23 protein-coding genes and 2 pseudogenes are annotated in these 23,483 nt (G+C 73.9%); 19 read left to right on the top strand and 6 right to left on the bottom strand.

Annotation, left to right across the window (positions count from 1 at the left end; genetic code table 11):
* Nucleotides 1–105 precede the first annotated feature (105 nt).
* From hisD to hisF, 8 genes are read left to right on the top strand one after another with little or no spacing between them, the layout of a single operon-like run.
* Entirely contained in the window at nucleotides 106–1,437 is a 1,332-nt protein-coding gene (gene hisD, locus AC2RP6_RS28370; RefSeq protein WP_486448747.1) for a histidinol dehydrogenase, read from the top strand.
* Nucleotides 1,434–2,555 carry a histidinol-phosphate transaminase gene (locus tag AC2RP6_RS28375; protein WP_486448748.1) on the top strand — a complete coding sequence of 374 codons (1,122 nt, stop codon included), beginning with the start codon at nucleotides 1,434–1,436 and terminating at the stop codon, nucleotides 2,553–2,555. The genes hisD and AC2RP6_RS28375 overlap by 4 nt, the downstream gene beginning before the upstream one ends.
* Nucleotides 2,552–3,145, top strand: a complete 594-nt coding sequence (hisB, locus tag AC2RP6_RS28380; RefSeq protein WP_486448749.1) for an imidazoleglycerol-phosphate dehydratase HisB — start codon at nucleotides 2,552–2,554, stop codon at nucleotides 3,143–3,145. The genes AC2RP6_RS28375 and hisB overlap by 4 nt, the downstream gene beginning before the upstream one ends.
* Nucleotides 3,146–3,147: 2 nt before the next feature.
* Nucleotides 3,148–3,315, top strand: a complete 168-nt coding sequence (locus tag AC2RP6_RS28385; protein WP_030028108.1) for a hypothetical protein — start codon at nucleotides 3,148–3,150, stop codon at nucleotides 3,313–3,315.
* The gene (gene hisH / locus AC2RP6_RS28390) at nucleotides 3,312–3,962 is read left to right on the top strand and encodes an imidazole glycerol phosphate synthase subunit HisH (RefSeq protein WP_486448750.1); all 651 of its coding nucleotides are present in this window, start codon (nucleotides 3,312–3,314) and stop codon (nucleotides 3,960–3,962) included. Before AC2RP6_RS28385 ends, hisH begins: the two co-directional genes overlap by 4 nt.
* Nucleotides 3,962–4,693: a bifunctional 1-(5-phosphoribosyl)-5-((5-phosphoribosylamino)methylideneamino)imidazole-4-carboxamide isomerase/phosphoribosylanthranilate isomerase PriA gene (gene priA / locus AC2RP6_RS28395; RefSeq protein ID WP_486448751.1), complete on the top strand. Its 732-nt coding sequence runs from the start codon at nucleotides 3,962–3,964 to the stop codon at nucleotides 4,691–4,693. Before hisH ends, priA begins: the two co-directional genes overlap by 1 nt.
* Nucleotides 4,690–5,076, top strand: a complete 387-nt coding sequence (locus AC2RP6_RS28400; protein WP_030665595.1) for a RidA family protein — start codon at nucleotides 4,690–4,692, stop codon at nucleotides 5,074–5,076. The genes priA and AC2RP6_RS28400 overlap by 4 nt, the downstream gene beginning before the upstream one ends.
* On the top strand, nucleotides 5,073–5,828 hold the full coding sequence (gene hisF / locus AC2RP6_RS28405) for an imidazole glycerol phosphate synthase subunit HisF (protein ID WP_486448752.1): 756 nt from the start codon (nucleotides 5,073–5,075) through the stop codon (nucleotides 5,826–5,828). The genes AC2RP6_RS28400 and hisF overlap by 4 nt, the downstream gene beginning before the upstream one ends.
* Before the next feature lie 535 nt (nucleotides 5,829–6,363).
* On the opposite strand, the gene AC2RP6_RS28410 is transcribed toward hisF, so the two are convergent.
* Nucleotides 6,364–6,996, bottom strand: coding sequence for a TIGR03085 family metal-binding protein (locus tag AC2RP6_RS28410; protein WP_486448753.1), 633 nt, complete (start codon nucleotides 6,994–6,996; stop codon nucleotides 6,364–6,366).
* Between the two features lie 91 nt (nucleotides 6,997–7,087).
* Between AC2RP6_RS28410 and hisI the strand changes: the two genes are divergently transcribed.
* From hisI to lgt, 11 genes and pseudogenes are all read left to right on the top strand, one after another.
* The gene (hisI, locus tag AC2RP6_RS28415) at nucleotides 7,088–7,456 is read left to right on the top strand and encodes a phosphoribosyl-AMP cyclohydrolase (RefSeq protein WP_486448754.1); all 369 of its coding nucleotides are present in this window, start codon (nucleotides 7,088–7,090) and stop codon (nucleotides 7,454–7,456) included.
* A 16-nt stretch (nucleotides 7,457–7,472) separates the two neighbouring features.
* Entirely contained in the window at nucleotides 7,473–8,963 is a 1,491-nt protein-coding gene (locus AC2RP6_RS28420; RefSeq protein ID WP_486448755.1) for an anthranilate synthase component I, read from the top strand.
* Between the two features lie 14 nt (nucleotides 8,964–8,977).
* Nucleotides 8,978–9,658: a TIGR02234 family membrane protein gene (locus AC2RP6_RS28425; protein ID WP_486448756.1), complete on the top strand. Its 681-nt coding sequence runs from the start codon at nucleotides 8,978–8,980 to the stop codon at nucleotides 9,656–9,658.
* A 122-nt stretch (nucleotides 9,659–9,780) separates the two neighbouring features.
* Nucleotides 9,781–10,032, top strand: a complete 252-nt coding sequence (locus AC2RP6_RS28430) for an HGxxPAAW family protein (RefSeq protein WP_030662148.1) — start codon at nucleotides 9,781–9,783, stop codon at nucleotides 10,030–10,032.
* Between the two features lie 68 nt (nucleotides 10,033–10,100).
* Entirely contained in the window at nucleotides 10,101–10,601 is a 501-nt protein-coding gene (locus tag AC2RP6_RS28435; RefSeq protein ID WP_486448757.1) for a DUF2752 domain-containing protein, read from the top strand.
* 172 nt (nucleotides 10,602–10,773) lie between these two features.
* Nucleotides 10,774–11,583, top strand: coding sequence for an indole-3-glycerol phosphate synthase TrpC (gene trpC, locus AC2RP6_RS28440; protein WP_030032547.1), 810 nt, complete (start codon nucleotides 10,774–10,776; stop codon nucleotides 11,581–11,583).
* Between the two features lie 8 nt (nucleotides 11,584–11,591).
* Nucleotides 11,592–11,783, top strand: a complete 192-nt coding sequence (gene trpM, locus AC2RP6_RS28445; RefSeq protein WP_045324077.1) for a tryptophan biosynthesis modulator TrpM — start codon at nucleotides 11,592–11,594, stop codon at nucleotides 11,781–11,783.
* A gap of 205 nt (nucleotides 11,784–11,988) precedes the next feature.
* Complete coding sequence (gene trpB / locus AC2RP6_RS28450; protein ID WP_486448758.1) at nucleotides 11,989–13,260, top strand: tryptophan synthase subunit beta; 1,272 nt, start codon at nucleotides 11,989–11,991, stop codon at nucleotides 13,258–13,260.
* Nucleotides 13,257–14,085, top strand: a pseudogene (gene trpA, locus AC2RP6_RS28455) (tryptophan synthase subunit alpha). The gene trpB and the pseudogene trpA overlap by 4 nt, the downstream one beginning before the upstream one ends.
* Nucleotides 14,086–14,243: 158 nt before the next feature.
* Nucleotides 14,244–15,038, top strand: a pseudogene (locus tag AC2RP6_RS28460) (DsbA family protein); the annotation flags it as partial.
* A 334-nt stretch (nucleotides 15,039–15,372) separates the two neighbouring features.
* Nucleotides 15,373–16,446 (top strand): prolipoprotein diacylglyceryl transferase, encoded by a 1,074-nt coding sequence (gene lgt, locus AC2RP6_RS28465; protein ID WP_486448759.1) that lies wholly within the window; start codon nucleotides 15,373–15,375, stop codon nucleotides 16,444–16,446.
* Nucleotides 16,447–16,643: 197 nt separating this feature from the next.
* Here lgt and AC2RP6_RS28470 read toward each other — a convergent pair whose 3' ends face one another.
* The 5 genes from AC2RP6_RS28470 to AC2RP6_RS28490 all read right to left on the bottom strand — a co-directional run bounded on the left by AC2RP6_RS28470 (nucleotide 16,644) and on the right by AC2RP6_RS28490 (nucleotide 23,416).
* Nucleotides 16,644–17,459: an HpcH/HpaI aldolase/citrate lyase family protein gene (locus AC2RP6_RS28470; protein ID WP_486448760.1), complete on the bottom strand. Its 816-nt coding sequence runs from the start codon at nucleotides 17,457–17,459 to the stop codon at nucleotides 16,644–16,646.
* On the bottom strand, nucleotides 17,456–18,631 hold the full coding sequence (locus AC2RP6_RS28475) for a CaiB/BaiF CoA transferase family protein (protein ID WP_486450477.1): 1,176 nt from the start codon (nucleotides 18,629–18,631) through the stop codon (nucleotides 17,456–17,458). Before AC2RP6_RS28475 ends, AC2RP6_RS28470 begins: the two co-directional genes overlap by 4 nt.
* A gap of 452 nt (nucleotides 18,632–19,083) precedes the next feature.
* Nucleotides 19,084–20,052 (bottom strand): ribokinase, encoded by a 969-nt coding sequence (gene rbsK, locus AC2RP6_RS28480; RefSeq protein ID WP_486448761.1) that lies wholly within the window; start codon nucleotides 20,050–20,052, stop codon nucleotides 19,084–19,086.
* Entirely contained in the window at nucleotides 20,049–22,274 is a 2,226-nt protein-coding gene (locus AC2RP6_RS28485) for an ADP-ribosylglycohydrolase family protein (protein WP_486448762.1), read from the bottom strand. The genes rbsK and AC2RP6_RS28485 overlap by 4 nt, the downstream gene beginning before the upstream one ends.
* Entirely contained in the window at nucleotides 22,271–23,416 is a 1,146-nt protein-coding gene (locus AC2RP6_RS28490) for an ADP-ribosylglycohydrolase family protein (RefSeq protein WP_486448763.1), read from the bottom strand. The genes AC2RP6_RS28485 and AC2RP6_RS28490 overlap by 4 nt, the downstream gene beginning before the upstream one ends.
* Between the last annotated feature and the right edge of the window lie 67 nt (nucleotides 23,417–23,483).

Here is a 23,483-nt window from a genome sequence, read left to right on the forward strand (position 1 = left end):
AGGTACGTGTGATCGAACGCTAACGGGCACCTGTGACGTCCGGGGCGTGTATCAGCCAGTGATACGGGCGAACGGTGGCACGAGGCGGTCTGAGAGAATTGGGAGGTGATCTCTCGTATCGACCTGCGCGGTGACGCCCTCCCCGAGGGCGGCGCCCTGCGCGACCTGCTGCCCCGTGCCGAGTTCGACGTGGAAGCCGCCCTGGAGAAGGTGCGGCCCATCTGCGAGGACGTCCATCATCGTGGCACGGCGGCGCTGATCGACTACGCGCAGAAGTTCGACGGGGTGACGCTGGAGCAGGTCAGGGTGCCGGCCGAGGCGCTCAAGGCCGCCCTCGACGAGCTCGACCCGGCCGTCCGCGCAGCCCTGGAGGAGTCGATCCGGCGCGCCCGGACCGTGCACCGCGCACAGCGCCGCACCGAACACACCACCCAGGTGGTCCCCGGCGGCACCGTGACCGAGAAGTGGGTTCCGGTGGAGCGCGTGGGCCTGTACGCCCCGGGCGGCCGCTCGGTGTACCCGTCCTCCGTCGTCATGAACGTCGTTCCGGCCCAGGAGGCGGGCGTCGAGTCCGTCGCGCTCGCGTCCCCGCCGCAGAAGGAGCACGGCGGCCTGCCGCACCCCACCATCCTCGCGGCGTGCGCGCTGCTCGGCGTGGACGAGGTGTACGCGGTCGGCGGCGCCCAGGCCGTCGCGATGTTCGCGTACGGGACCTCCGGACCCGACGGCTGCCGTCCCGCCAACATGGTCACCGGCCCCGGCAACGTCTGGGTCGCCGCGGCCAAGCGGTACTTCACCGGCCGGATCGGCATCGACACCGAGGCCGGCCCGACCGAGATCGCCGTCCTCGCGGACTCCACGGCCGACCCGGTGCACGTCGCCGCCGACCTGATCAGCCAGGCCGAGCACGACCCGCTGGCCGCGGCCGTCCTGGTCACGGACTCCGCCGAGCTCGCGGAGGCCGTCGAGAAGGAGCTGGAGCCGCAGGTCGCCGCGACCAAGCACGTCGAGGACCGGATCAAGCCCGCCCTCGCCGGCAAGCAGTCCGCGATCGTGCTGGTCGACAGCCTGGAGGACGGCCTCAAGGTCGTCGACGCCTACGGCGCCGAACACCTGGAGATCCAGACCGCCGACGCCGCCGCCTGGGCCGCCCGCGTCCGCAACGCCGGCGCGATCTTCGTCGGCCCGTGGGCCCCGGTCTCCCTCGGCGACTACTGCGCCGGCTCCAACCACGTGCTGCCCACCGGCGGCTGCGCCTGCCACTCCTCCGGCCTGTCCGTGCAGTCCTTCCTGCGGGGCATCCACATCGTCGACTACACCCGCGACGCCCTCGCCGAGGTCACCCACCACGTGGTGACCCTCGCCGAGGCCGAGGACCTGCCCGCCCACGGCGCCGCCCTCAAGGCCCGCTTCGGATGGAAGGTGCCCGGCCAGTGACCTCGTACGACCGGGTCGGCATCGACGACCTCCCCGTCCGCGACGAACTGCGCGGCAAGAGCCCGTACGGCGCCCCGCAGCTCGACGTGCCCGTCCAGCTCAACACCAACGAGAACCCCTACGAGCTGCCCGCGGAACTCGTCGCGCGCATCGCCGAGCGCGTCGCCGAAGCCGCCCGCACCCTCAACCGCTACCCCGACCGGGACGCGGTCGAATTGCGCACCGAGCTGGCCGCCTACCTCACCCGTACCGGCAAGCACCCGGTCGCGCGGGAGAACGTATGGGCCGCCAACGGCTCCAACGAGGTCATCCAGCAGCTGCTGCAGACCTTCGGCGGGCCCGGCCGCACCGCGATCGGCTTCGAGCCCTCGTACTCCATGCACGCCCTGATCTCCCGCGGCACCGGCACGGGCTGGATCTCCGGCCCGCGCCGGGAGGACTTCACCATCGACACCGAGGCGGCCGAGCGGGCCATCGCCGAGCACGCCCCCGACGTCGTCTTCATCACCTCGCCCAACAACCCCACGGGCACCGCGGTCGACGCGGAGACCGTCCTGGCCCTCTACGAGGCGGCCCAGGCGGCCAAGCCCTCCCTCGTCATCGTCGACGAGGCCTACGTGGAGTTCAGCCACCGGGACTCGCTGCTGCCCCTCATCGAGGGCCGCCCCAACATGGTGATCTCCCGGACCATGTCCAAGGCCTTCGGCGCCGCCGGCCTGCGCCTGGGCTACCTGGCCGCACACCCCGCCGTCGTCGACGCCGTCCAGCTGGTGCGCCTGCCGTACCACCTGTCCGCCGTCACCCAGGCCACGGCACTCGCCGCCCTGGAGCACACCGACACCCTGCTCGGCTACGTCGAGCAGCTCAAGGCCGAGCGGGACCGCCTCGTCACCGAACTGCGCGCCATCGGCTACGAGGTCACCGAGTCCGACGCGAACTTCATCCAGTTCGGGACGTTCGAGGACTCGCACACCGCCTGGCAGAAGATCCTCGACCACGGGGTCCTGGTCCGGGACAACGGCGTACCCGGCCGGCTGCGGGTCACCGCCGGCACCCCGGCAGAGAACGACGCGTTCCTGGAAGCGGTTCGCGCACTGAAGAAGGAGCAGCACGCATGAGCCGCATCGGACGGGTCGAACGGACCACCAAGGAGACCTCCGTCGTCGTCGAGATAAACCTCGACGGAACCGGCAAGGTCGACGTCTCGACGGGCGTGGGCTTCTACGACCACATGCTCGACCAGCTCGGCCGCCACGGCCTCTTCGACCTCACCGTCAAGACCGACGGCGACCTGCACATCGACTCCCACCACACCATCGAGGACACCGCCCTCGCGCTCGGCGCCGCCTTCCGGCAGGCCCTCGGCGACAAGGTCGGCATCTACCGCTTCGGCAACTGCACCGTGCCGCTCGACGAGTCCCTCGCCCAGGTGACCGTCGACCTCTCCGGCCGCCCCTACCTCGTGCACACCGAGCCCGAGAACATGGCGCCGATGATCGGCTCCTACGACACGACGATGACCCGGCACATCTTCGAGTCCTTCGTCGCACAGGCCCAGATCGCCCTGCACATCCACGTCCCGTACGGCCGCAACGCCCACCACATCGTCGAGTGCCAGTTCAAGGCCCTCGCCCGCGCGCTGCGCTACGCCGCCGAGTTCGACCCGCGCGCCGCCGGCATCCTGCCCTCCACGAAGGGCGCCCTCTAGCAGTGAACGGGCTGAACACCATCCTGATCGTCCTCGGCCTGTTCCTGGCCGGGGGCGTCTACTCCTTCCAGAAGCAGCAGATGCCCAAATCGGTCGTGGTCCTGCTCGCCATCGCCTCCGCGATGTGCCTGGCGGCCGGAGTCCTGCGGATCCAAGGAATCTGGGAATGAGCACAGCACGCCCCACCAAGAAGGTCGTCGTCCTCGACTACGGCTTCGGCAACATCCGCTCCGCCGAACGCGCCCTCGCCCGCGTCGGCGCGGACGTCGAGATCACCCGCGACTACGACAAGGCCATGGACGCCGACGGACTCCTCGTCCCCGGCGTCGGCGCCTTCTCCGCCTGCATGCAGGGCCTCAAGGACGTCCGCGGCGACTGGATCATCGGCCGGCGGCTCTCCGGCGGCCGCCCCGTCATGGGCATCTGCGTCGGCATGCAGATCCTCTTCGAACGCGGCATCGAGCACGGCGTGGAGACCGAAGGCCTCGACGAGTGGCCCGGCACGGTCGGCCCGCTCAAGGCCCCTGTCGTCCCCCACATGGGCTGGAACACCGTCGACGCCCCCGCCGACAGCCAGGCCTTCGCCGGACTGGACGCCGACGCCCGCTTCTACTTCGTGCACTCCTACGCGGCCCACGACTGGACCCTGGAAGTCACCAACCCGCTGATCCGCGCCCCCAAGGTCACCTGGGCCACCCACGGCGAACGCTTCGTCGCGGCGGTGGAGAACGGGGCCCTGTGGGCCACCCAGTTCCACCCCGAGAAGTCCGGCGACGCCGGCGCCCAGCTCCTCACCAACTGGATCGAGACCCTCTGATGACCGCACCCACGCTCGAACTCCTCCCCGCGGTCGACGTGCGCGACGGCCAGGCCGTCCGCCTCGTCCACGGCGTCTCCGGCAGCGAGACCTCCTACGGCTCCCCGCTGGAGGCGGCCCTCGCCTGGCAGGCCGCCGGCGCCGAATGGCTCCACCTCGTCGACCTCGACGCCGCCTTCGGCACCGGCGACAACCGCGCCCTGGTCGCCGAGATCACCCGCGCCATGGACATCAAGGTCGAACTGTCCGGCGGCATCCGCGACGACGCCTCGCTCGCCGCGGCCCTCGCCACCGGCTGCACCCGCGTCAACCTCGGCACCGCGGCCCTGGAGACCCCCGAATGGGCCGCCAGGGCCATCGCCGAGCACGGCGACCGGATCGCCATCGGCCTCGACGTGCGCGGCACCACCCTCAAGGGCCGCGGCTGGACCAGCGAGGGCGGCGACCTCTACGAGACCCTCGCCCGCCTCGACTCCGAGGGCTGCGCCCGCTACGTCGTCACCGACATCGGCAAGGACGGCACGCTCACCGGCCCCAACCTGGAGCTGCTCCGCAACGTCTGCGCCGCCACCGACCGGCCCGTCGTCGCCTCCGGCGGCGTCTCCTCCCTGGACGACCTGCGGGCCCTGTCCGAGCTGGTCCCGCTGGGCGTCGAGGGCGCGATCGTCGGCAAGGCCCTGTACGCCAAGGCCTTCACCCTGGAAGAAGCCCTGAAGGTGGTCTCCGCATGAGCTCCGACGCCGTACGCCGCATCTCCTCCGGCGGCCCCTACGAGGACGTCATCGCGTACTCCCGAGCCGTGCAGCTCCCCAACGGGCTCGTGCTCGTCTCCGGCTGCACCGCCGCCGACGCGGGCGGCCCGTACGACCAGACCGTCGCCGCCTTCGGTGTCGCCTTCAAGGCCCTCGCCCAGGCCGGCCTCGGCCCCGAGGACGTCGTCCGCACCCGCATGTACCTGACGCACGCCCGCGACGTGGACGAGGTGGGCCGCGCCCACAAGGAGCTCTTCGACGCCGTCCGCCCCGCCGCGACCATGCTCATCGTCTCCGGCTTCGTCGACCCCTCGATGGTTGTCGAGGTGGAGGTCGAGGCGTACGGGGCGGTGCCCGCATGAGCCTCGCCGTACGCGTGATCCCCTGCCTGGACGTGGACAACGGCCGGGTCGTCAAGGGCGTCAACTTCCAGAACCTGCGCGACGCGGGCGACCCGGTGGAGATGGCCAAGCTGTACGACGCCGAAGGCGCCGACGAGCTGACCTTCCTCGACATCACCGCGTCCTCCGGGAACCGCGAGACCACCTACGACGTGGTGCGCCGCACCGCCGAGCAGGTCTTCATCCCGCTGACCGTGGGCGGCGGCGTCCGCACGGCCGACGACGTCGACCAGCTGCTGCGCGCCGGAGCGGACAAGGTGGGCGTGAACACGGCCGCCATCGCCCGCCCCGAACTGATCCAGGAGATCGCCGAGCGGTTCGGCCGGCAGGTCCTCGTGCTGTCGGTCGACGCCCGCCGCACGGAGTCGGGATCCTTCGAGGTCACCACGCACGGCGGCCGTCGCGGCACCGGCATCGACGCGGTGGAGTGGGCGCACCGGGCGGCCGAGCTGGGCGCCGGGGAGATCCTGCTGAACTCCATGGACGCCGACGGTACGAAGGACGGCTACGACGTCGAGATGATCGCGGCGGTGCGGAAGCACGTCACGGTGCCGGTGATCGCCTCCGGCGGCGCGGGCCGCCTGGCGGACTTCGCCCCGGCCATCGCCGCGGGCGCGGACGCCGTGCTCGCCGCGTCGGTCTTCCACTTCGGCGACCTGCGCATCTCCGAAGTGAAGTCCGCCCTCCGCGAAGCGGGCCACCCGATCCGCTGACCCCCGCCCGTGCCGTTTCCGGGTGCGGGCGGGTGGCCGCCGCTGCCCTGGCCGGGCAGTGCCGTTGTTTCCCGGCTGCGGGCCGGTGGCCGCGCCTCAATCGCCGGCGGGGCTGGGTTTGGGCTTCGGGTGGGGTGGTGCCCCTCCGGGGGCTCTCCTCGGCTCGGCGCGTGCGGGTATGTCCCGGCTGTGCCCGGTGGTCGCGCCTCGTCCTGCGGGGAGCCCCCGCAGTGTCCCCACCCCACGGCCCCCCGGGTGCCAGGCGGGCCGGGACCGCCGGGGTGGGGGTGCGGGGACGGTGGGGGGTGTCCCCGCAGGACGAGCGCGCACCACCGGGTACAACCGAGACAGCCAGTCCCGCGCGAGCCGAGGAGACACCCCCCGGCGGCCCCGCGCCCCCACCCCCCTGTCCCGGCCCCGCCCAGGCGGCCACGCCCAGCCCCGCCGGCGATTGAGGCGCGGCCACCGGCCCGCAGCCGGGAACGGCACGGGCCGCAGGCGGGAGACAACGGCGGGCCGCGCCGGAGGCGAGGGGTCAGATGCCCAGGGCGGCAGCGGTGAGCATGGCCACCGCGTCCTTCTCGCCGTCCAGCGACACCGCGGCGGACGCCTGGCGCCCGAAGCAGAACAGCGTCAGTTCCCCCGGCTCGCCCGTCACCGTCACCACCGGCGCGCCCTTGTGCGCCACCGCCGTCCGCCCGTCGGGACGCCTCAGCACCAGGCCCACCGGCGAGCGGCGCCCCGTCAGACGCGCCAGCTTCTCCAGCCGGGACCACAGCGAGTCCGAGAACACCGGGTCCAGCTCCCGCGGGGACCAGTCCGGCTGGGCCCGCCGGACGTCCTCCGCGTGGACGTAGAACTCCACCGCGTTCGCCGCCTCGTCGATCTGCTTCAGCGCGTACACCGACATCCGCGGCGGCCCGGTCCGGATGAGCTGGATGAGCTCCTCGTACGGCTTGGCCGTGTACTCCTCCATCGCCTTGTCCAGCCGGCTCTTCAGGACGTTCAGCAGGAGCCCGCCCGCCGCGTCCGGCCGCCGTTCCCGGACGACCACGTGGGCGGCGAGGTCGCGACAGGTCCAGCCGTCGCACAGCGTGGGGGCCTCCGGGCCGGCCGCCTCCAACAGGTCCGCCAGCAGCAGGCGTTCACGCTTCGCATGGGTAGACATGCCAGCCAGCCTACGACCGGATCGGGCCGGACGCCCGCCCATCAGACGGACATGGATCATTCCGACCGTCCTCGCCCGGCACAATGGCTCCATGAGTACGTCCCCCAGCCCCGGCAACCTCGACCCCGCCATCGCCGCGCGCCTCAAGCGCTCCGCCGACGGACTGGTACCGGCCATCGCCCAGCAGTACGACACCGGAGAGGTGCTCATGCTCGGGTGGATGGACGACGAGGCCCTGCACCGCACCCTGACCACCGGCCGCTGCACGTACTGGTCCCGCAGCCGCCAGGAGTACTGGGTGAAGGGGGACACCTCCGGCCACTTCCAGCACGTCAAGTCCGTCGCCCTCGACTGCGACGCCGACACCGTGCTCGTCCGGGTCGACCAGGTCGGAGCCGCCTGCCACACCGGAACCCGCACCTGCTTCGACGAAGACGTCCTCCTCCGCGCAGCCGACTAGGTAGGGGCACCCCTCAATGGATCTCGAGACGTTCCGCAAGCTCGCGGCCGACCGCCGCGTCATCCCCGTGAGCCGCAAGCTGCTCGCCGACGGGGACACGCCCGTCGGGCTGTACCGCAAGCTGGCCGCCGAACGCCCCGGCACCTTCCTCCTGGAGTCCGCGGAGAACGGCCGGTCCTGGTCCCGGTACTCCTTCGTCGGGGTCCGCAGCGACGCGACGCTGACCGTCCGGGACGGCAGCGCGCACTGGATCGGCACCCCGCCCGTCGGCGTCCCCACCGACGGCGACCCGCTCGACGCCCTGCGCGCCACCGTCGAGGCCCTGCACACCCCCCGCGACCTCGCGGGCGGCATGCCGCCCTTCACCGGCGGCATGGTCGGCTACCTCGGCTACGACATCGTGCGCCGCCTGGAGCGCATCGGCGAGCACGGCAGCGACGACCTGGAGCTGCCCGAGCTGACGATGCTGCTCACCTCCGACCTGGCGGTGCTGGACCACTGGGACGGCACCGTCCAGCTCATCGCCAACGCCATCAACCACAACGACCTCGACTCCGGGGTCGACGAGGCGTACGCGGACGCCGTGGCCCGCCTCGACGCCATGCAGGCGGACCTGGCCCGGCCCGCGCCGTACGTGCCCGCCCCGCTGCCCGCCTCCGAGCTGCCCGAGTTCTCGGCCCTGTGGGGCGGCGAGAAGTACCAGGCGGCCGTCGAGGACATCAAGGAGCGCATCCGGGCCGGCGAGGCCTTCCAGGTGGTGCCCTCGCAGCGGTTCGAGACCTCCTGCGAGGCCTCCGCCCTGGACGTCTACCGGGTGCTGCGCGCCACCAACCCGTCCCCCTACATGTACCTCTTCCGCTTCGAGAACGGCTTCGACGTCGTCGGGTCCAGCCCCGAGGCCCTGGTCAAGGTCGAGGACGGGCGGGCCATGGTCCACCCCATCGCCGGCACCCGGCACCGGGGCGCGACCCCGCAGGAGGACAACGACCTCGCCGAGGAGCTGCTGGCCGACCCCAAGGAGCGCGCCGAGCACCTCATGCTCGTCGACCTGGGCCGCAACGACCTCGGCCGGGTCTGCGAGCCGGGCTCGGTGGAAGTCGTCGACTTCATGTCGATCGAGCGCTACTCCCACGTCATGCACATCGTCTCCACCGTCACGGGCCGGGTTGCCGAGGGGAGGACCGCCTTCGACGTCCTCACCGCCTGCTTCCCGGCCGGCACGCTCTCCGGAGCGCCCAAGCCGCGTGCCATGCAGATCATCGAGGAGCTGGAGCCCTCCCGCCGCGGCCTGTACGGCGGCTGCGTCGGGTACCTGGACTTCGCCGGCGACTCCGACACCGCCATCGCCATCCGTACGGCCCTGCTGCGCGACGGCACGGCGTACGTGCAGGCGGGCGCCGGTGTCGTCGCCGACTCGGTGCCCGAGCTGGAGGACAACGAGTGCCGCAACAAGGCCGCCGCCGTGCTGCGCGCGGTGGCAGCGGCGAACCGCCTGAGCGGCTCTTGAGGGCGTAGGGGATAGTGGGGTACGTGAGTGCCGTACCCCAGCCCCGATCCGATGCCTCCGCCGAGCCCGAGCCCGAGGCCGCCGACAGCCGCAGCAGCCGCCGCAGCGTGGCCGCCGCGCTGCTGCTCGGCACGCTCGGCGCCACCGTCGTCCTGCTCGCCTCCGGCCGCGTCTGGGCCCGGGGCACCGCCGCCATCGGCAGCGACTCGCTCCAGCTCAGTGCCGACGGGCGCGCCGTCACCGGCCTCCCGGCGGCCCTGGCCATCGTGGGCCTGGCCGCGCTGGTCGCCGTCTTCGCCGTACGCGGCAAGAGCCGGCTGCTGGTGTCCGGCCTGCTCGCGCTCAGCGGCCTCGGTGCGGCCCTGTCGGCCCTCTTCGGCTCCGACGGGCGCAGCGCCCTGGACGCGCAGGCCGTCCGCACGACCGCGGACAGCGCCGCTCACGTGGCCGGCCTGACCCAGACGACGTGGCCGTACGTCACGGCCGTCGGCGCCGCCCTGATCCTGGCCGCCGGACTGCTGGCGCTGCGCTTCGGCCGCGGCTGGCCCTCGATGGGTGGCCGCTACGAGCGTGACGGCAGCCCCCGTCGGCGGGCCGCCGCGGCGGTGGATCCGGACCGGCCGGAAGATCTGTGGAAGGCTCTGGACCGCGGCGAGGACCCGACCACGGACCCGAGCGGCGACCGGGCCCGCTGACCCGGCCCCTGAGCCGACCCCCCTGGACGGCGGGACGGCCGGGTGCGGGACAATGTCACCGAGCGTTCGCAACAGACCGCACGTTCGACACAGCAGCGCGACAGAGCAACGAGGAGCAACTCATGGCGGGCACTAGCCACGGACACACCCCGGCCGCCTGGACCGGTGTCATCATCGCCTTCATCGGTTTCTGCATCTCCGGCGCCTTCATGGTGCTCGCGAACCCGCTGGGCTTCTGGGCCGGACTCGTCGTCGTCGCGCTCGGCGGTGTCGTCGGCCTGGCGATGAAGGCCGCGGGCATGGGCGCGCCGAAGGCCGCCCACAAGGACCTCGCCGAGGTCATCGCCGCGAACAAGGTCCCCGCCAAGGCCTGAGCGCGCCTCCTGCGCCGGTCCTGGAAGAGAGCCGAAAGGCGCGGCCCCGCCGGGCTGCGCCTTTTGTCGTGAGCGGAGAGAATCAGCAGGTGGACGCCTCCAGCACCCCCGACGCCGTACCCGGTCCGCCGGCCGGGCACGCCGTACCCGTGGTCCCCGCGGAGCGGACGTCCCGGGCGCGCCGGCTCGCCGCCCCGGTGCTCTGGCTGGCCGCGGCGGCCGCGGCGTTCACGTACGTGGGCACCGTGGACCCCAACGAGCCGGGCCACTACCCGGTCTGCCCGATGCTGCGGCTGACCGGCATCCTGTGCCCGGGCTGCGGCGGGCTGCGCAGCGCGCACGCGTTCGCCCACGGGGACCTGGCCGCCGCTTTCGGGTCGAATGCGGTCGCGGTCGCCGGCTACTTCGTCTTCGCGGGGTTCATGGCCCTGTGGCTGGTTCGCGCCGTGCGCGGAGGGCCGGTCCCGAGGATCGTCCTGCGTCCCGCCCACTGGTGGGCGGTGGGCGCGGTGGTACTGGTTTTCGCCGTTGTCCGAAATCTCTCTTTCGGGTCGGCGCTGGCGCCCTGAGCCCCGTGCCCAGCACGGATGAAGGGCGTATTCCGAATGTCCAGTTACTGGGACGCCGTCAACCGGGTGCGGAGGGCGACGCCTCCGCCGGATACCATTTGATAGCCGACCTTGCAGTGGTACGTGTCTGCAGGGCGGCCGACCGTCATCGACCCGGAAGGGGGCCGCTCGCGTGAGTGTGCTCGACGAGATCATCGAAGGGGTCCGCGAAGACCTTGCCGAACGGCAGGCCCGCGTGAGCCTCGACGAGCTCAAGGAGCGTGCCGCCAAGGCGCCCCAGGCCAAGGACGGCGTCGCGGCCCTGCGCGGCGACGGCGTCAAGGTGATCTGCGAGGTCAAGCGCTCCAGCCCCTCCAAGGGCGCGCTGGCCGCGATCGCGGATCCGGCCGGGCTCGCCGCGGACTACGAGGCGGGCGGTGCGGCGGTCATCTCCGTCCTCACCGAGCAGCGCCGGTTCGGCGGCTCGCTGGCCGACCTGGAGGCCGTCCGCGCCCGCGTAGACATCCCGATCCTGCGCAAGGACTTCATCGTCACGGCGTACCAGCTCTGGGAGGCCCGCGCGTACGGCGCCGACCTCGCGCTGCTGATCGTCGCCGCCCTGGAGCAGGAGGCCCTCGTCTCCCTCATCGAGCGGGCCGAGTCCATCGGCCTCACCCCGCTCGTCGAGGTCCACGACGAGGAGGAGGTGGAGCGCGCGGTGGCCGCAGGCGCCAAGATCATCGGTGTCAACGCCCGCAACCTCAAGGACCTCAAGGTCGACCGCTCCACCTTCGAGCGCGTCGTCGGCGAGATCCCGCCCCACATCGTCAAGGTCGCCGAGTCCGGCATCCGCGGACCGCACGACCTGATCGCCTACGCGAACGAGGGCGCCGACGCCGTCCTCGTCGGCGAGTCCCTGGTCACCGGCCGCGACCCGAAGGCGGCCGTGGCCGACCTCGTCGCCGCCGGGGCCCACCCCGCCCTGCGCCACGGACGGAGCTGACCCGTCCCATGGCCCACGACCGCCCCTCCGTCCGCACGCGCCGCGTGCCGACGGCGTACGCGCCCCTGGCGCGCGGCTGCCGCCCCCGCGGCTGCCGCGCCCCGGCCCGGCGCGTCCACGGGCGGCGGGTCCGGTACGTGATCGGCTCCGAGCCCGGCCAGGTCAACGGCATGCGATGGCGCCGCGGAGACGCGCCGTAACGAGGGCTGCCGCGGCCCGGTACGTAACGTCGTACCGCGCCGCGAAGCGATCCCGTACGGCCCGCTGCCCCGGGCCGACCGGCTCCGGGAGCGGGCCGCCGCACCGTACGTCGACATCCCCCAGCGGGGTGTCCGCGGCACGGGCGGGCGGCGCCATACGGTGAAACCACCCGGCCGCACCTCGCACCCGTAGGAGCACTGGATCATGTCCAGCGAGTTCTTCATCCCGGACCCGGAGGGTCACGTCCCCAACGCCGAGGGTTACTTCGGCGACTTCGGCGGCAAGTTCATCCCGGAGGCGCTCGTCGCCGCCGTGGACGAAGTCGCCGTCGAGTACGAGAAGGCGAAGGGCGACCCGTCCTTCGCGGCCGAGCTCAACGACCTCATGGTCAACTACACCGGCCGCCCCAGCGCCCTCACCGAAGTGCCCCGCTTCGCCGAGCACGCCGGCGGCGCACGGATCTTCCTCAAACGCGAGGACCTCAACCACACCGGCTCGCACAAGATCAACAACGTGCTGGGCCAGGCGCTGCTCACCAAGCGCATGGGCAAGACCCGCGTCATCGCCGAGACCGGCGCCGGCCAGCACGGCGTGGCCACCGCCACCGCCTGCGCCCTCTTCGGCCTCGAATGCACCATCTACATGGGCGAGGTGGACACCCGGCGCCAGGCGCTGAACGTCGCCCGCATGCGCATGCTGGGCGCCGAGGTCATCGCGGTGAAGTCCGGCTCGCGGACCCTGAAGGACGCCATCAACGAGGCGTTCCGCGACTGGGTCGCCAACGTGGACCGCACCCACTACCTGTTCGGCACGGTCGCCGGACCGCACCCCTTCCCGGCGATGGTCCGCGACTTCCACCGGGTCATCGGTGTCGAGGCCCGGCGCCAGATCCTGGAGCGCGCCGGCCGGCTGCCCGACGCCGTCGCGGCCTGCGTCGGCGGCGGCTCCAACGCCATCGGCCTGTTCCACGCCTTCATCCCCGACGCCGGCGTCCGTCTGGTCGGCTTCGAGCCCGCCGGGCACGGCGTCGAGACCGGCGAGCACGCGGCGACGCTGACCGCGGGCGAGCCCGGCATCCTGCACGGCTCCCGCTCCTACGTCCTGCAGGACGAGGAGGGGCAGATCACCGAGCCGTACTCCATCTCGGCGGGACTGGACTACCCGGGCATCGGCCCGGAGCACTCCTACCTCAAGGACACCGGCCGCGGCGAGTACCGCGCGGTCACCGACGACGCCGCCATGCAGGCCCTGCGCCTGCTCTCGCGCACCGAGGGCATCATCCCGGCGATCGAGTCGGCGCACGCCCTCGCCGGCGCCCTGGGCCTCGGCAAGGAACTGGGCGAGGACGGCCTGGTCGTCGTCAACCTGTCCGGCCGCGGCGACAAGGACATGGACACCGCCGCCCGCTACTTCGGCCTGTACGACACCGACGGCGAAGTGGCCGACAACGAGTTCTCCGAGGGGGACGACAAGTGAGCTCCACGCACGGACGCGGCAACATCGAGCTGCTGAGCGCCACCCTCGCCAAGGCGAAGTCCGAGGACCGCGCCGCCCTCGTCGCCTACCTCCCCGCCGGATTCCCGACCGTCGACGGCGGCATCGAGGCCGTCAAGGCCGTCGTCGCCGGTGGTGCGGACGTGGTGGAGATCGGTCTGCCCCACAGCGACCCGGTCCTCGACGGGCCGGTCATCCAGACCGCCGACGACATCGCCCTGCGCGGCGGGGTCAAGATCGCCGACGTGTTCCGCACGGTCCGTGAGGCCCACGAGGCGACCGGCGCGCCGATCCTGGTGATGACCTACTGGAACCCCATCGACCGCTACGGCGTCGAGCGGTTCACGGCCGAGCTGGCGGCCGCGGGCGGGGCCGGCTGCATCCTGCCGGACCTGCCGGTCCAGGAGTCCGCGCTGTGGCGCGAGCACGCGGACAAGCACGGTCTGGCGACCGTCTTCGTCGTGGCCCCCAGCAGCAAGGACGCACGTCTGGCCACCATCACGGCGGCCGGCTCCGGCTTCGTCTACGCCGCCTCCCTCATGGGCGTCACCGGAACCCGTGAATCGGTCGGCAACCAGGCCCAGGACCTGGTCCGCCGCACCCGCGCGACCACCGAGCTTCCCCGTCTGCGTGGGCCTCGGCGTCTCCAACGCCGCCCAGGCGAAGGAGGTCGCGGGCTTCGCCGACGGAGTGATCGTCGGTTCGGCCTTCGTGAAGCTGCTGCTGGACGCGCCGGACCTGCCGGCCGGGCTGGACGCCGTACGGGCGCTGGCGGGCGAGCTCGCGCGGGGCGTCCGCAGGGGCTGAGCCGTAGTCCGCAGGGACTGGGTCGTGGCCCGCGGGGACTGAGTCGCGGTCCGCGAGGGCTGTGACAAACCGGACACCCGATCGGGTTCTGTAGTCCGATCGGGTGGAATGGTCGGCAGGGAGGCACGCGAGTGCCTCCCTGCTTCGTTTGGCGGAACGTGAGCGAGAAGAACGACGGTGCGAACCGCGATGCGACGAAACGATCGGCCCGGGAGCGACTCCAAGCGGAGCGCGAGCGGCAGAAGACCCGGGACAAGCGCCGGCGGACCCTGATCGTGGCGGCGGCGGTGGTCGGCGTCCTGGGCCTGGCGACGGTCGTGGGCGTGATCGCGGCCAACGCCGGCAAGGGCGACAAGTCCGACTCGGCGGGGCCGGTGGTCGCCCCCTCCGGCGCCACCGGCAAGGACGCTCTCGCCATCCAGACGGGCAAGCCCGAGGCGAAGTCCACCCTCACCGTGTGGGAGGACTTCCGCTGCCCCGCCTGCAAGTCCTTCGAGGACAACTACCGGGACACCGTCCACGAGCTGGAGGCCAAGGGCCTGCTGAAGGTGGACTACCACCTGGTCACGCTCATCGACGGGAACATGGGCGGCAGCGGCTCCCTGAAGGGCGCCAACGCGGCGGCCTGTGCGCAGGACGCGGGCAAGTTCGCCGAGTACCACGACGTCCTCTTCCAGAACCAGCCGCAGGAGGTCGACGACGCCTACGGCAAGAACGCCAAGCTGCTGGAGCTGGCGGGCAAGGTCGAGGGGCTGGACACCCCAGAGTTCCGCAAGTGCGTCGAGGAGGGCACGCACAACAGCTGGGTGGGCAAGTCGCACGAGGCCTTCGCCGCCGGGAACTTCCGCGGCACGCCGACCGTGCTGCTGGACGGCAAGGACATCTTCGCCGACCAGGCCAACCCGCTGACCCCGCAGAAGCTGAAGGAGCAGGTGGAGGCGGCTGCCAAGGGCTCCGGCGGGGCCGGGGCCAAGGGCGCGGAGAAGAGCACGGAGAAGGGTACGGAGAAGGACGCGGGCAAGAGCGGGGCGAAGGCCTCCCCCTCGGCGTCGAGGACGGCGTCCACGTCCTCGAAGGGCACGAGCAGTTCCGTGAACGGCACCGCGAGCGACTCCGGCGGCAGGTCGGGGAGCAGCAACGGGACCAGCACCGGGAACGGCGCCGGGAACGGTTCCGGGAACGGTTCATCGGGGGACTGACTTCCGCCGATCCATGTCTGGATTTGGTTTCGACCCTGCCGGGCGGGTTGCGGTACGCACCGTCCGGCAGGGTAGCGTCAGGTCTGCCATGGACATTGCTTACATCCCCAGTCCGTCGACCGGCGTGATCCATCTCGGACCGATCCCGCTCCGCGGCTACGCGTTCTGCATCATCATCGGCGTCTTCGTCGCCGTCTGGCTCGGCAACAAGCGCTGGATCGCGCGCGGCGGAAAGCCGGGCACGGTCGCGGACATCGCCGTGTGGGCGGTGCCGTTCGGGCTGGTCGGCGGTCGCCTCTACCACGTGATCACCGACTACCAGCTCTACTTCGGCGAGGGCCGCAACTGGGTCGACGCCTTCAAGATCTGGGAGGGCGGCCTCGGCATCTGGGGCGCGATCGCGCTCGGCGCGGTGGGCGCCTGGATCGGCTGCCGGCTGCGCGGCATTCCGCTCCCCGCCTGGGCCGACGCCCTGGCCCCCGGCATCGCGCTGGCTCAGGCCTGCGGCCGCTGGGGCAACTGGTTCAACCAGGAGCTCTACGGCCGGGCCACCGACCTGCCGTGGGCGGTCGAGATCAGCGCCGGCCCGAACCGCGACGCCGGGACCTACCACCCGACCTTCCTGTACGAGTCGCTGTGGTGCATCGGCGTCGCCTTCCTGGTGATCTGGGCCGACCGCCGCTTCAAGCTCGGGCACGGGCGGGCGTTCGCCCTGTACGTGGCCGCGTACTGCGTGGGCCGCGGCTGGATCGAGTACATGCGCGTCGACGAGGCGCACCACATCCTGGGCGTCCGGCTGAACGTCTGGACCTCGATCGTCGTCTTCGTGCTCGCCGTCGTCTACTTCGTGCTCTCCGCGAAGCTGCGGCCGGGGCGCGAGGAGGTCGTCGAGCCGGACGCCTCCGGCGCGGACGGCAAGGACGAGCCCGGGACCAAGGACGCGTCCGACGGCAAGGGCGACAGCAAGGACGGAAGCAGGACCGCGGCGGACGGCACGGCCGGGTCCGAGGCCGGGTCCGAGGCCGCGTCCGTCGCCGGGCCGAAGGACGCCCTGCCGACCGGCGCCCCGAGCGCGGACGCCGAGGTGCGGGAGGGGGCCGTCAAGGCCGACCTGCGCAAGCCGGCCGTCGACGCCGAGGCCCCTGAGGCCGGCAAGGCCTGACGCCGAAACGTCACGAGGGGGGTGCCGCGCACGACGCGGCACCCCCCTCGCGCGTCTCCCGGGCGGTGCGGGTCCCGTGCCCTGGTGCGGGTCCCGTTTCCGGGTGCGGCCCGGTGGCCGCGCCTCGATCGCCGGCGGGGCCGGGTCCGGCCCGCCCGGGCGGGGGGTGGGGGTGCGGGGCGGGACCCCGGTGGGGGTCAGTGGACCGGGAGGCGTGCGGCCAGTGCGAGGGTGCGGTGGGCCGAAGCCACCACCGCCGGGTCCACGAAGCGGCCGTCGGGCAGGGCCAGGGCGCCCGGGGCGGCCCGGGCCGCGCTGAGGACCTCCACCGCGGCGCTCACCTCCTCGGGTGCCGGGAGGAAGGCCCGCTCGATCACCGGGAGCTGGCGCGGGTGGATCGCCGCTCGGCCGAGGAAGCCGAGGGACCGGCCGCGGGCGCAGGACACCGCCAGCGCTTCCAGGTCCCGGATGTCCGGGAACACCGACTGCGCCGGCGGCGCCAGACCCGCGGCCCGCGCCGCGACCACCACCCGGGACCGGCACCAGTCCAGGCCCTCCTCCGCGCTGGCCGCCAGGTCAGCCCGCAGGTCCGCCTCGCCGAGGGAGAGCCCGCGCAGGGCGGGGTGCGCGCGGGCGATCTCGTACGCGCGCTCCACGCCCAGCGCGGACTCCAGCAGGGCGTGCAGGCCCACCCCGCCGGTCCGGTCGGCGGCCAGGGCGATCTGCTCCGGGGCGCTGATCTTGGGCAGCCGGAGCCCCGCGAGCCCGCGCAGCCCCGCGAGCGCGGTGAGGTCGGCGCCGCCCCACGGGGAGTCGAGGGCGTTGACGCGTACGTGGACCGGCACCGCGGGCCGTTCCGCGAGCAACTCGACGGTGGCGGCGCGGGCGTACTCCTTGCGGGAGGCCGCCACCGCGTCCTCCAGGTCGACGATGACGGCGTCGGCCCCGCAGGCCAGTGCCTTGGCGACGACCGCGGGGCGGTCGCCGGGCGCGTACAGCCAGGTCAGGATCACAGTGCCCCCTCGGTTCGCAGTGCGGCGATCTCCGGCCCGGTCAGCCCGAGCTCGGTCAGCACCTCGGTCGTGTCCGCGCCGTGCGGGCGGCCCGCCCAGCGGATCCCGCCGGGGGTCTCGGACAGACGGAAGAGGATGTTCTGCATCCGCAGCGGGCCCAACTCCGGATCCTCGATCTCGGTCACGGTGTCGAGGGCCGCGAACTGCGGGTCGGCCATCACGTCGCGGACGTCGTAGACCAGCGCCACGGCCGCCTCGGCCTCCTCGAAGGCGCCGACGACCTCCTCCGCCTTGTGGCGGGCGACCCAGCCGCCGACCGCCTCGTCGAGCACGTCGGCGTACCGGGCCCGACCGGCGCCGGTGGCGAACCACGGCTCCGTGATCAGCTCCGGCCGGCCGACCAGCCGCATCACCCGTTCGGCGATGGACTGCGCGGAGGCGGAGACCGCCAGCCAGCGACCGTCGGCGCTGCGGTAGGTGTTGCGGGGGGCGTTGTTGGCGGAGCGGTTTCCGGTACGCGGCTGGACGTAGCCGAGCTGGTCGTACCAGAGCGGCTGCGGGCCGAGCACGGTCAGGATCGGCTCGACGATGGCCAGGTCCACCACCTGCCCGTGCCCGGTGCGGTCGCGTCCGGCGAGCGCCGTCATCACGGCGTAAGCGCAGGTCAGCGCGGCGATCGAATCGGCGAGGCCGAAGGGCGGCAGGGTCGGCGGGCCGTCCGGCTCCCCGGTGACCGCGGCGAAGCCGCTCATGGCCTCGGCGAGGGTGCCGAAGCCGGGGCGGTGGGCGTACGGACCCTGCTGGCCGAAGGCCGTGACGCGCGCCAGGACCAGGCGCGGGTTGGCGGCGGACAGCTCGGGCCAGCCCAGGCCCCAGCGCTCCAGGGTGCCGGGGCGGAAGTTCTCGACGATCACGTCGGCGGTGGCGGCGAGGCGCAGGAGGGTGTCCCGGCCGCCGGGCGTGGACAGGTCGAGGGTGATGGTCCGCTTGTTCCGGCCGAGCAGTTTCCACCACAGGCCGATCCCGTCCTTGGCGGGGCCGTGGCCGCGGGAGGGGTCGGGAACGGCCGGGTGCTCGACCTTGACCACCTCGGCGCCGAAGTCCCCGAGCAGGGTGGCGGCGAGCGGGCCAGCGAAGAGGGTGGCGAGGTCCAGCACCCGCAGCCCGTGCAGGGGGCCCTGGCCCTGGCCCTGCCTTTGCCCTGGCCGGGCGCCGGTGTGGGCGGCGGGGGCCGGAGGCGGGGCGGAGGCGGGGGTGGCGGTCCGGGCGGGTGCGCGGTGCGCGGCGGCGGCTTCGGCCGGGGGCGGGGTGGCTCCGGTGGGGCCGGGCGCGCGCCGGGGCGTCTCCTCGGGCGCCGAACGGTTCTCGGGGCCGGAACGCGCGGCGGCGGTGCGTTCGGCGCCCTGCGGGGATCGCCCCGGCACACTCCCGGCCCCGACGGGGTCCGAAGGGGCGGCCGGGGTGTGGTCGGCTGGTTGGGGGGATCGCTCCGGCAGGCTTCCGGTCCCGGCGGGGTCGGAAGGGGCGGCCGGGGTGTGGTCGGCTGGTTGGGGGGATCGCTCCGGCTCGGCCCCGGCGAGGGAGGACGGGGGTCGCCCCGGCGCGCGCTCGGACCCGGCGGGGGTCACGGGGTGGCTCCGGCTCCGGGGTCGGCGGGGCCGGAGGCAGCCGGGGCACGCTGCTCGTGCTCCGCCTCCCAGTCGGCCAGGGCGAAGGAGTCGGTCTCGGCACGGGTCGGCATCGAGTCCTGGGCTCCGTGGCGCTGTACCGAGAGCGCTGCCGCCGCCGAGGCCCAGCGCAGTGCCTCGGGGACGGGCCGGCCCTCGCCCAGGGCCACGGCCAGGGCGCCGACGAAGGTGTCCCCGGCCGCGGTGGTGTCCACGGCCCGGACCCGGGGCGCGGGCACCGTCAGCGGGTCCCGGCCGCGCGCCGCGTGGAGGACCCCGGCCGCACCCAGGGTGATGACCACCTCGGGCACGGTGGCCAGCAGTGCCTCGGCGGCCTGCCGGGGGTCGGTCAGGCCGGTCAGGGCGGCCGCCTCGTGCTCGTTGGGCACCAGGAGGTCGGTGGCGGCGAGGAGTTCGGCGGGCAGCGGCTGCGCCGGAGCCGGGGTGAGCACCGTACGGACGCCGTGCGCACGGGCGGCGCGGGCGCCGGCGAGAACGGCGGACAGGGGGAGTTCGAGCTGGAGGAGCAGCGCGCCGGCGGCGGCGATCCGGGCCTCGTCGCCCGCTTCCAGGCCGGTGACGCTGCCGTTCGCGCCCGGGATGACGACGATGCGGTTGCAGCCCTCGTCGTCCACGGTGATGTGCGCGGTGCCGCTGGCGCCCTCGACGGTGCGCAGACCCGCCGTCTCGACGCCGGCGGCGGTGAGCGCGGAGCGCAGCCGTACGCCGAACTCGTCGGCCCCGACCGCGCCGATCATCACCACCCTCCCGCCGGAACGGGCGGCGGCGACGGCCTGGTTGGCGCCCTTGCCGCCGGGGACGGTCCGGAAGGCGCGGCCGGTGACCGTCTCCCCGGCCAGGGGGGCCTTGGGGACGTAGGCGACGAGGTCCATGTTGGTGCTGCCGAGCACGGCGATGGCCGTCATGAGCGTGTTGCCTCCTGTGCGGTGAGGTGGGCGAGGGTGTCGAAACCGATGCCGTCGAAGCCGGGGACGGTGGTGGCGAGGCGGTTCTTGAGGGGGCCGGTCCAGCGGTGCGGGATCCGTTCCGGAGAGCCGGCGAGCAGCCCGGCGAGGGCGCCGGCGGTGGCGCCGTTGGAGTCGGTGTCCCAGCCGCCGGACACGGCACGGCAGACGGAACGGGTGAAGTCCCCGTCGGCGTGGGTGAGGGCGGCGGCGATCAGGGCGGTGTTCGGGACGGCGTGGACCCAGTGGTAGTGCCCGTAGCGGGCGTGCAGCCGGTCGACGACCAGGTCGAAGTCCGCTTCCTCACCGGCCGTCCGGATCCCGAAGCGGATCGCCTCGGCGAGGCGGGAACGGGGCGGTACGGCGGCCAGCCCGGCGCGCAGGGCGGTGTGGACGTCCGCGCGGCCCGTGGCCGCTCGGGCGGTGGCGGCGGCGACGAAGAGGGCGGCGTAGACGCCGTTGCCGGTGTGGGTGAGCACGGCGTCCCGGTGTGCCTGGGCCGCGGCGGCGGCCGGATCGCCGGGGTTGGTCCAGCCGTGCACGTCGGCCCGGATGAGGGCGCCGATCCACTCGCGGAAGGGGTTGTGGTGGGTGGCGGTGGCGGGGGGCTCCAGTCCGAGCAGGAGGTTGCGGTAGGCGACGCGTTCGGCGGTGAAGGTACGGCCGGCGGGCAGCTCGTCGAGCCACAGGCGGGCGACGTCCGCGGTGGTGAAGGCCTTGCCGGAGCGCTGGAGCAGGCGCAGGTTCAGCAGGGGGTAGTTGAGGTCGTCGTCCTCGGGCATGCCGTCGATGGTCTCGGCGAGGGAGGTGGGGGCGGAGCGGCGGTTCCAGGGGTACGCGGCCAGCAGCTCCGCGGGGACGCCGCGGGCGGTGAACCAGTCGTCCAGCGGCCAGTTGCCCGCGGCGCGGGCCAGGGCGCGGATCCCGTCGAGGGGCAGCTTCTCCACAGGCTTCCCGAGCAGGCACCCGACGGCCCGGCCGACCCAGGCGGCCTCCAGCCGCTCGCGCAGTCCGCTTCCGTGCCCCGCGAGGTCGCCCTCCGGCACGACGCTCCCGGCCCCGGCCGTGCCCCGCGGCCGACACCCGGGTCCCGGGCGGGGGCCGGCCGGGCCGGCCGGGGGACCGGGCTCGGCCACGGCTGCAGGTGCGCAGTGCGCGCGTCCCCGGTCGGCGCGGGTACCAGGGGGTGGGGCCTGGGGGGCCCGGCCGGTGATCGGGCCGTCCGGGGCCGGGGCCGTCCGCGGGTGGTCCGACGGCAGGCGGAGGTTCTGGGCGGTGGCCGCGGTGACGGCCGGCCAGGAGGTCGGCTCGTCGGCGGACAACGGGGAGGGCAGGGCGGCGAGTTCGTCCAGCAGACGGGTGGCCAGCGCACGCAGGTGCGGGGGCGCCGGGGCCGGAGAGGCCCCGGCACGCTCGGGCGCCGGGTGGCCGCCCGCCGCGGACCATGCCCGCCGGGCGGGGCCCGGATCGCGGCCGTCCTCGGCCGCCTGACGCAGCTCGTGCCCGATCAGGTCCTCGGGCTGCGCCCACGTCAGCCGTACCCCGCCCGCCTCCGCCGACGGACCGGCCGGACACCGGTCGGCCGTGGCCGTGGCCGTGGCCGTGGCCGTGCCGGGTACGGGTGGATCGGACCGCTCCCGGGCCGGGTCTGCGCCGCCCGCTGCCCCGGCGGCGGCCCGGGTGTCAGCGGCGGAAGGGGCCCGCGCCGGCCCCGTGCAGGGCTTCCGGCCCGCGGCGTCGGGGGCGGCGGCGACGCCGATGCCGGCCGTTCGGCGGATGGCCGCCGGCCCGGTGGTGGGCGCTGCGCCGGTTCCGGGTCGGACGGGCCCCGGCCCGTGGGCGGGCGCCGTACCGGGCGCGGGCCCATCGGGAGGCTCCCCGGCCGGGCCCCGCAGCGAGGGGCGGAGGGCGGGTCCGGACGGCGGCGGTGACGGGGTGTCGGAAGGGTTCCTGCCGAGCGGTCGGCGGGCAGCCGTCGGGCCGGTGGGAGACGCTGCGCCGGGGGAGGAGGCGGCGTGGGTTTCCGGAGGGGCCGAGCGGGTCCCGTCAGCCGGGCGCCGGCCGGCCGCGGGGGCGCGGGTTCCGGCCACCTGCGGGCCGGTGGTCAGGGTGGGCCGGGCCGTCCTGGGCGCCGGGTCGCCACCGGGCCGGCGAGGGGGGTCGCAGGGGGCGGCGGGCGTCATCGCGGGGTGGCGATCGCGGCGAAGGCCGATGCGTGGGCGCGGCGGCGCTCCTGGTCCAGGGCGAAGATCTCCCGCGCCACGGCGGCCAGCGTCACGGCGGGGGCGTGCAGGTCGAGACGGCTGGCCTCGGCCACCTGCTTCGCCCAGCCGGCCGGGACCGCGGCCTCGCCGCCCAGGGCTCCGGCGATCGCCCCCGCCATGGTGGCGATGGAGTCGCAGTCCCGCCCGTAGTTGACCGCCCCGAGCACGGCCCCCTCGTACCGGCCGTCCGCGACGAGCAGCATCCCGAGTGCGACGGGGAGTTCCTCGATGGCGTGCAGGCGGGACGGGCGGCGGGCGTCGAGCGAGGGGTTGCGGTAGTCCGGGCCGACCGAGTCGTACGGGGCCACCGCCGCCCGCAGCGGCACGAGAGCCGACTCGAAGTCCCGGTGACCGCCGGCCGCTTCGCGGACCGCGGCGATCGCGGCCCGGGTACCGTCCTTCGCCAGGGACAGCGCGGTGTCCACCACGTCCGCCGCCGTCGCACCCGGCACGCAGGCCGCCGCCACGGCCGCCGCGAACACGCCCGCCGCCTCCCGCCCGTACGAGGACTGGTGCGCACCGGCGATGTCGAGGGCCTCCGCGTAGGCGCCCGCGGGGTTGCCCGCGTTGGCGATGCCCACCGGCGCCATGTACATGGCCGCGCCGCAGTTGACGATGTTGCCGCTGCCGGCCTCGCGCGGGTCGACGTGCGCGTAGTGCAGGCGGGTCACCATCCACTTCTCCGCGAGGAAGATCCGCTGCAACGGCAGCGCCTCGGCCTCCAGTTCGGGGATCCAGCGCGGGACGGACATCAGGTCGGGGACCAGGTGCTCGGCGACGGCGTGGGCGTCGAGGTGGTCCCGTACGGTCGCGTAGACCCGTACCAGTGCGTGCGTCATCAAGGTGTCGTCCGTGACGTTCCCGTCGCCCTTGTGGTACGGGGCGATCGGGCGGGCCGTGCGCCAGTTCTCGTGCCACGGGCCGACGATGCCGTGGACGCGGCCGCCGTGCCGTTCGAGGATCTGGTCCGGGGTCCAGCCCTCCACGGGGCCGCCGAGCGCGTCACCGACGGCGGCGCCGACCAGGGCCCCGCAGGCCCGGTCCTCCAACGTGAGCGTCATTCCACTCTCCTTGTCCGGAAACACTGGTCGCAGCCGGTGCGTGCGGGAGGGTTACCACCTTGCCCCC

It is taken from the genome of Streptomyces sp. WAC03905 (assembly GCF_057371075.1).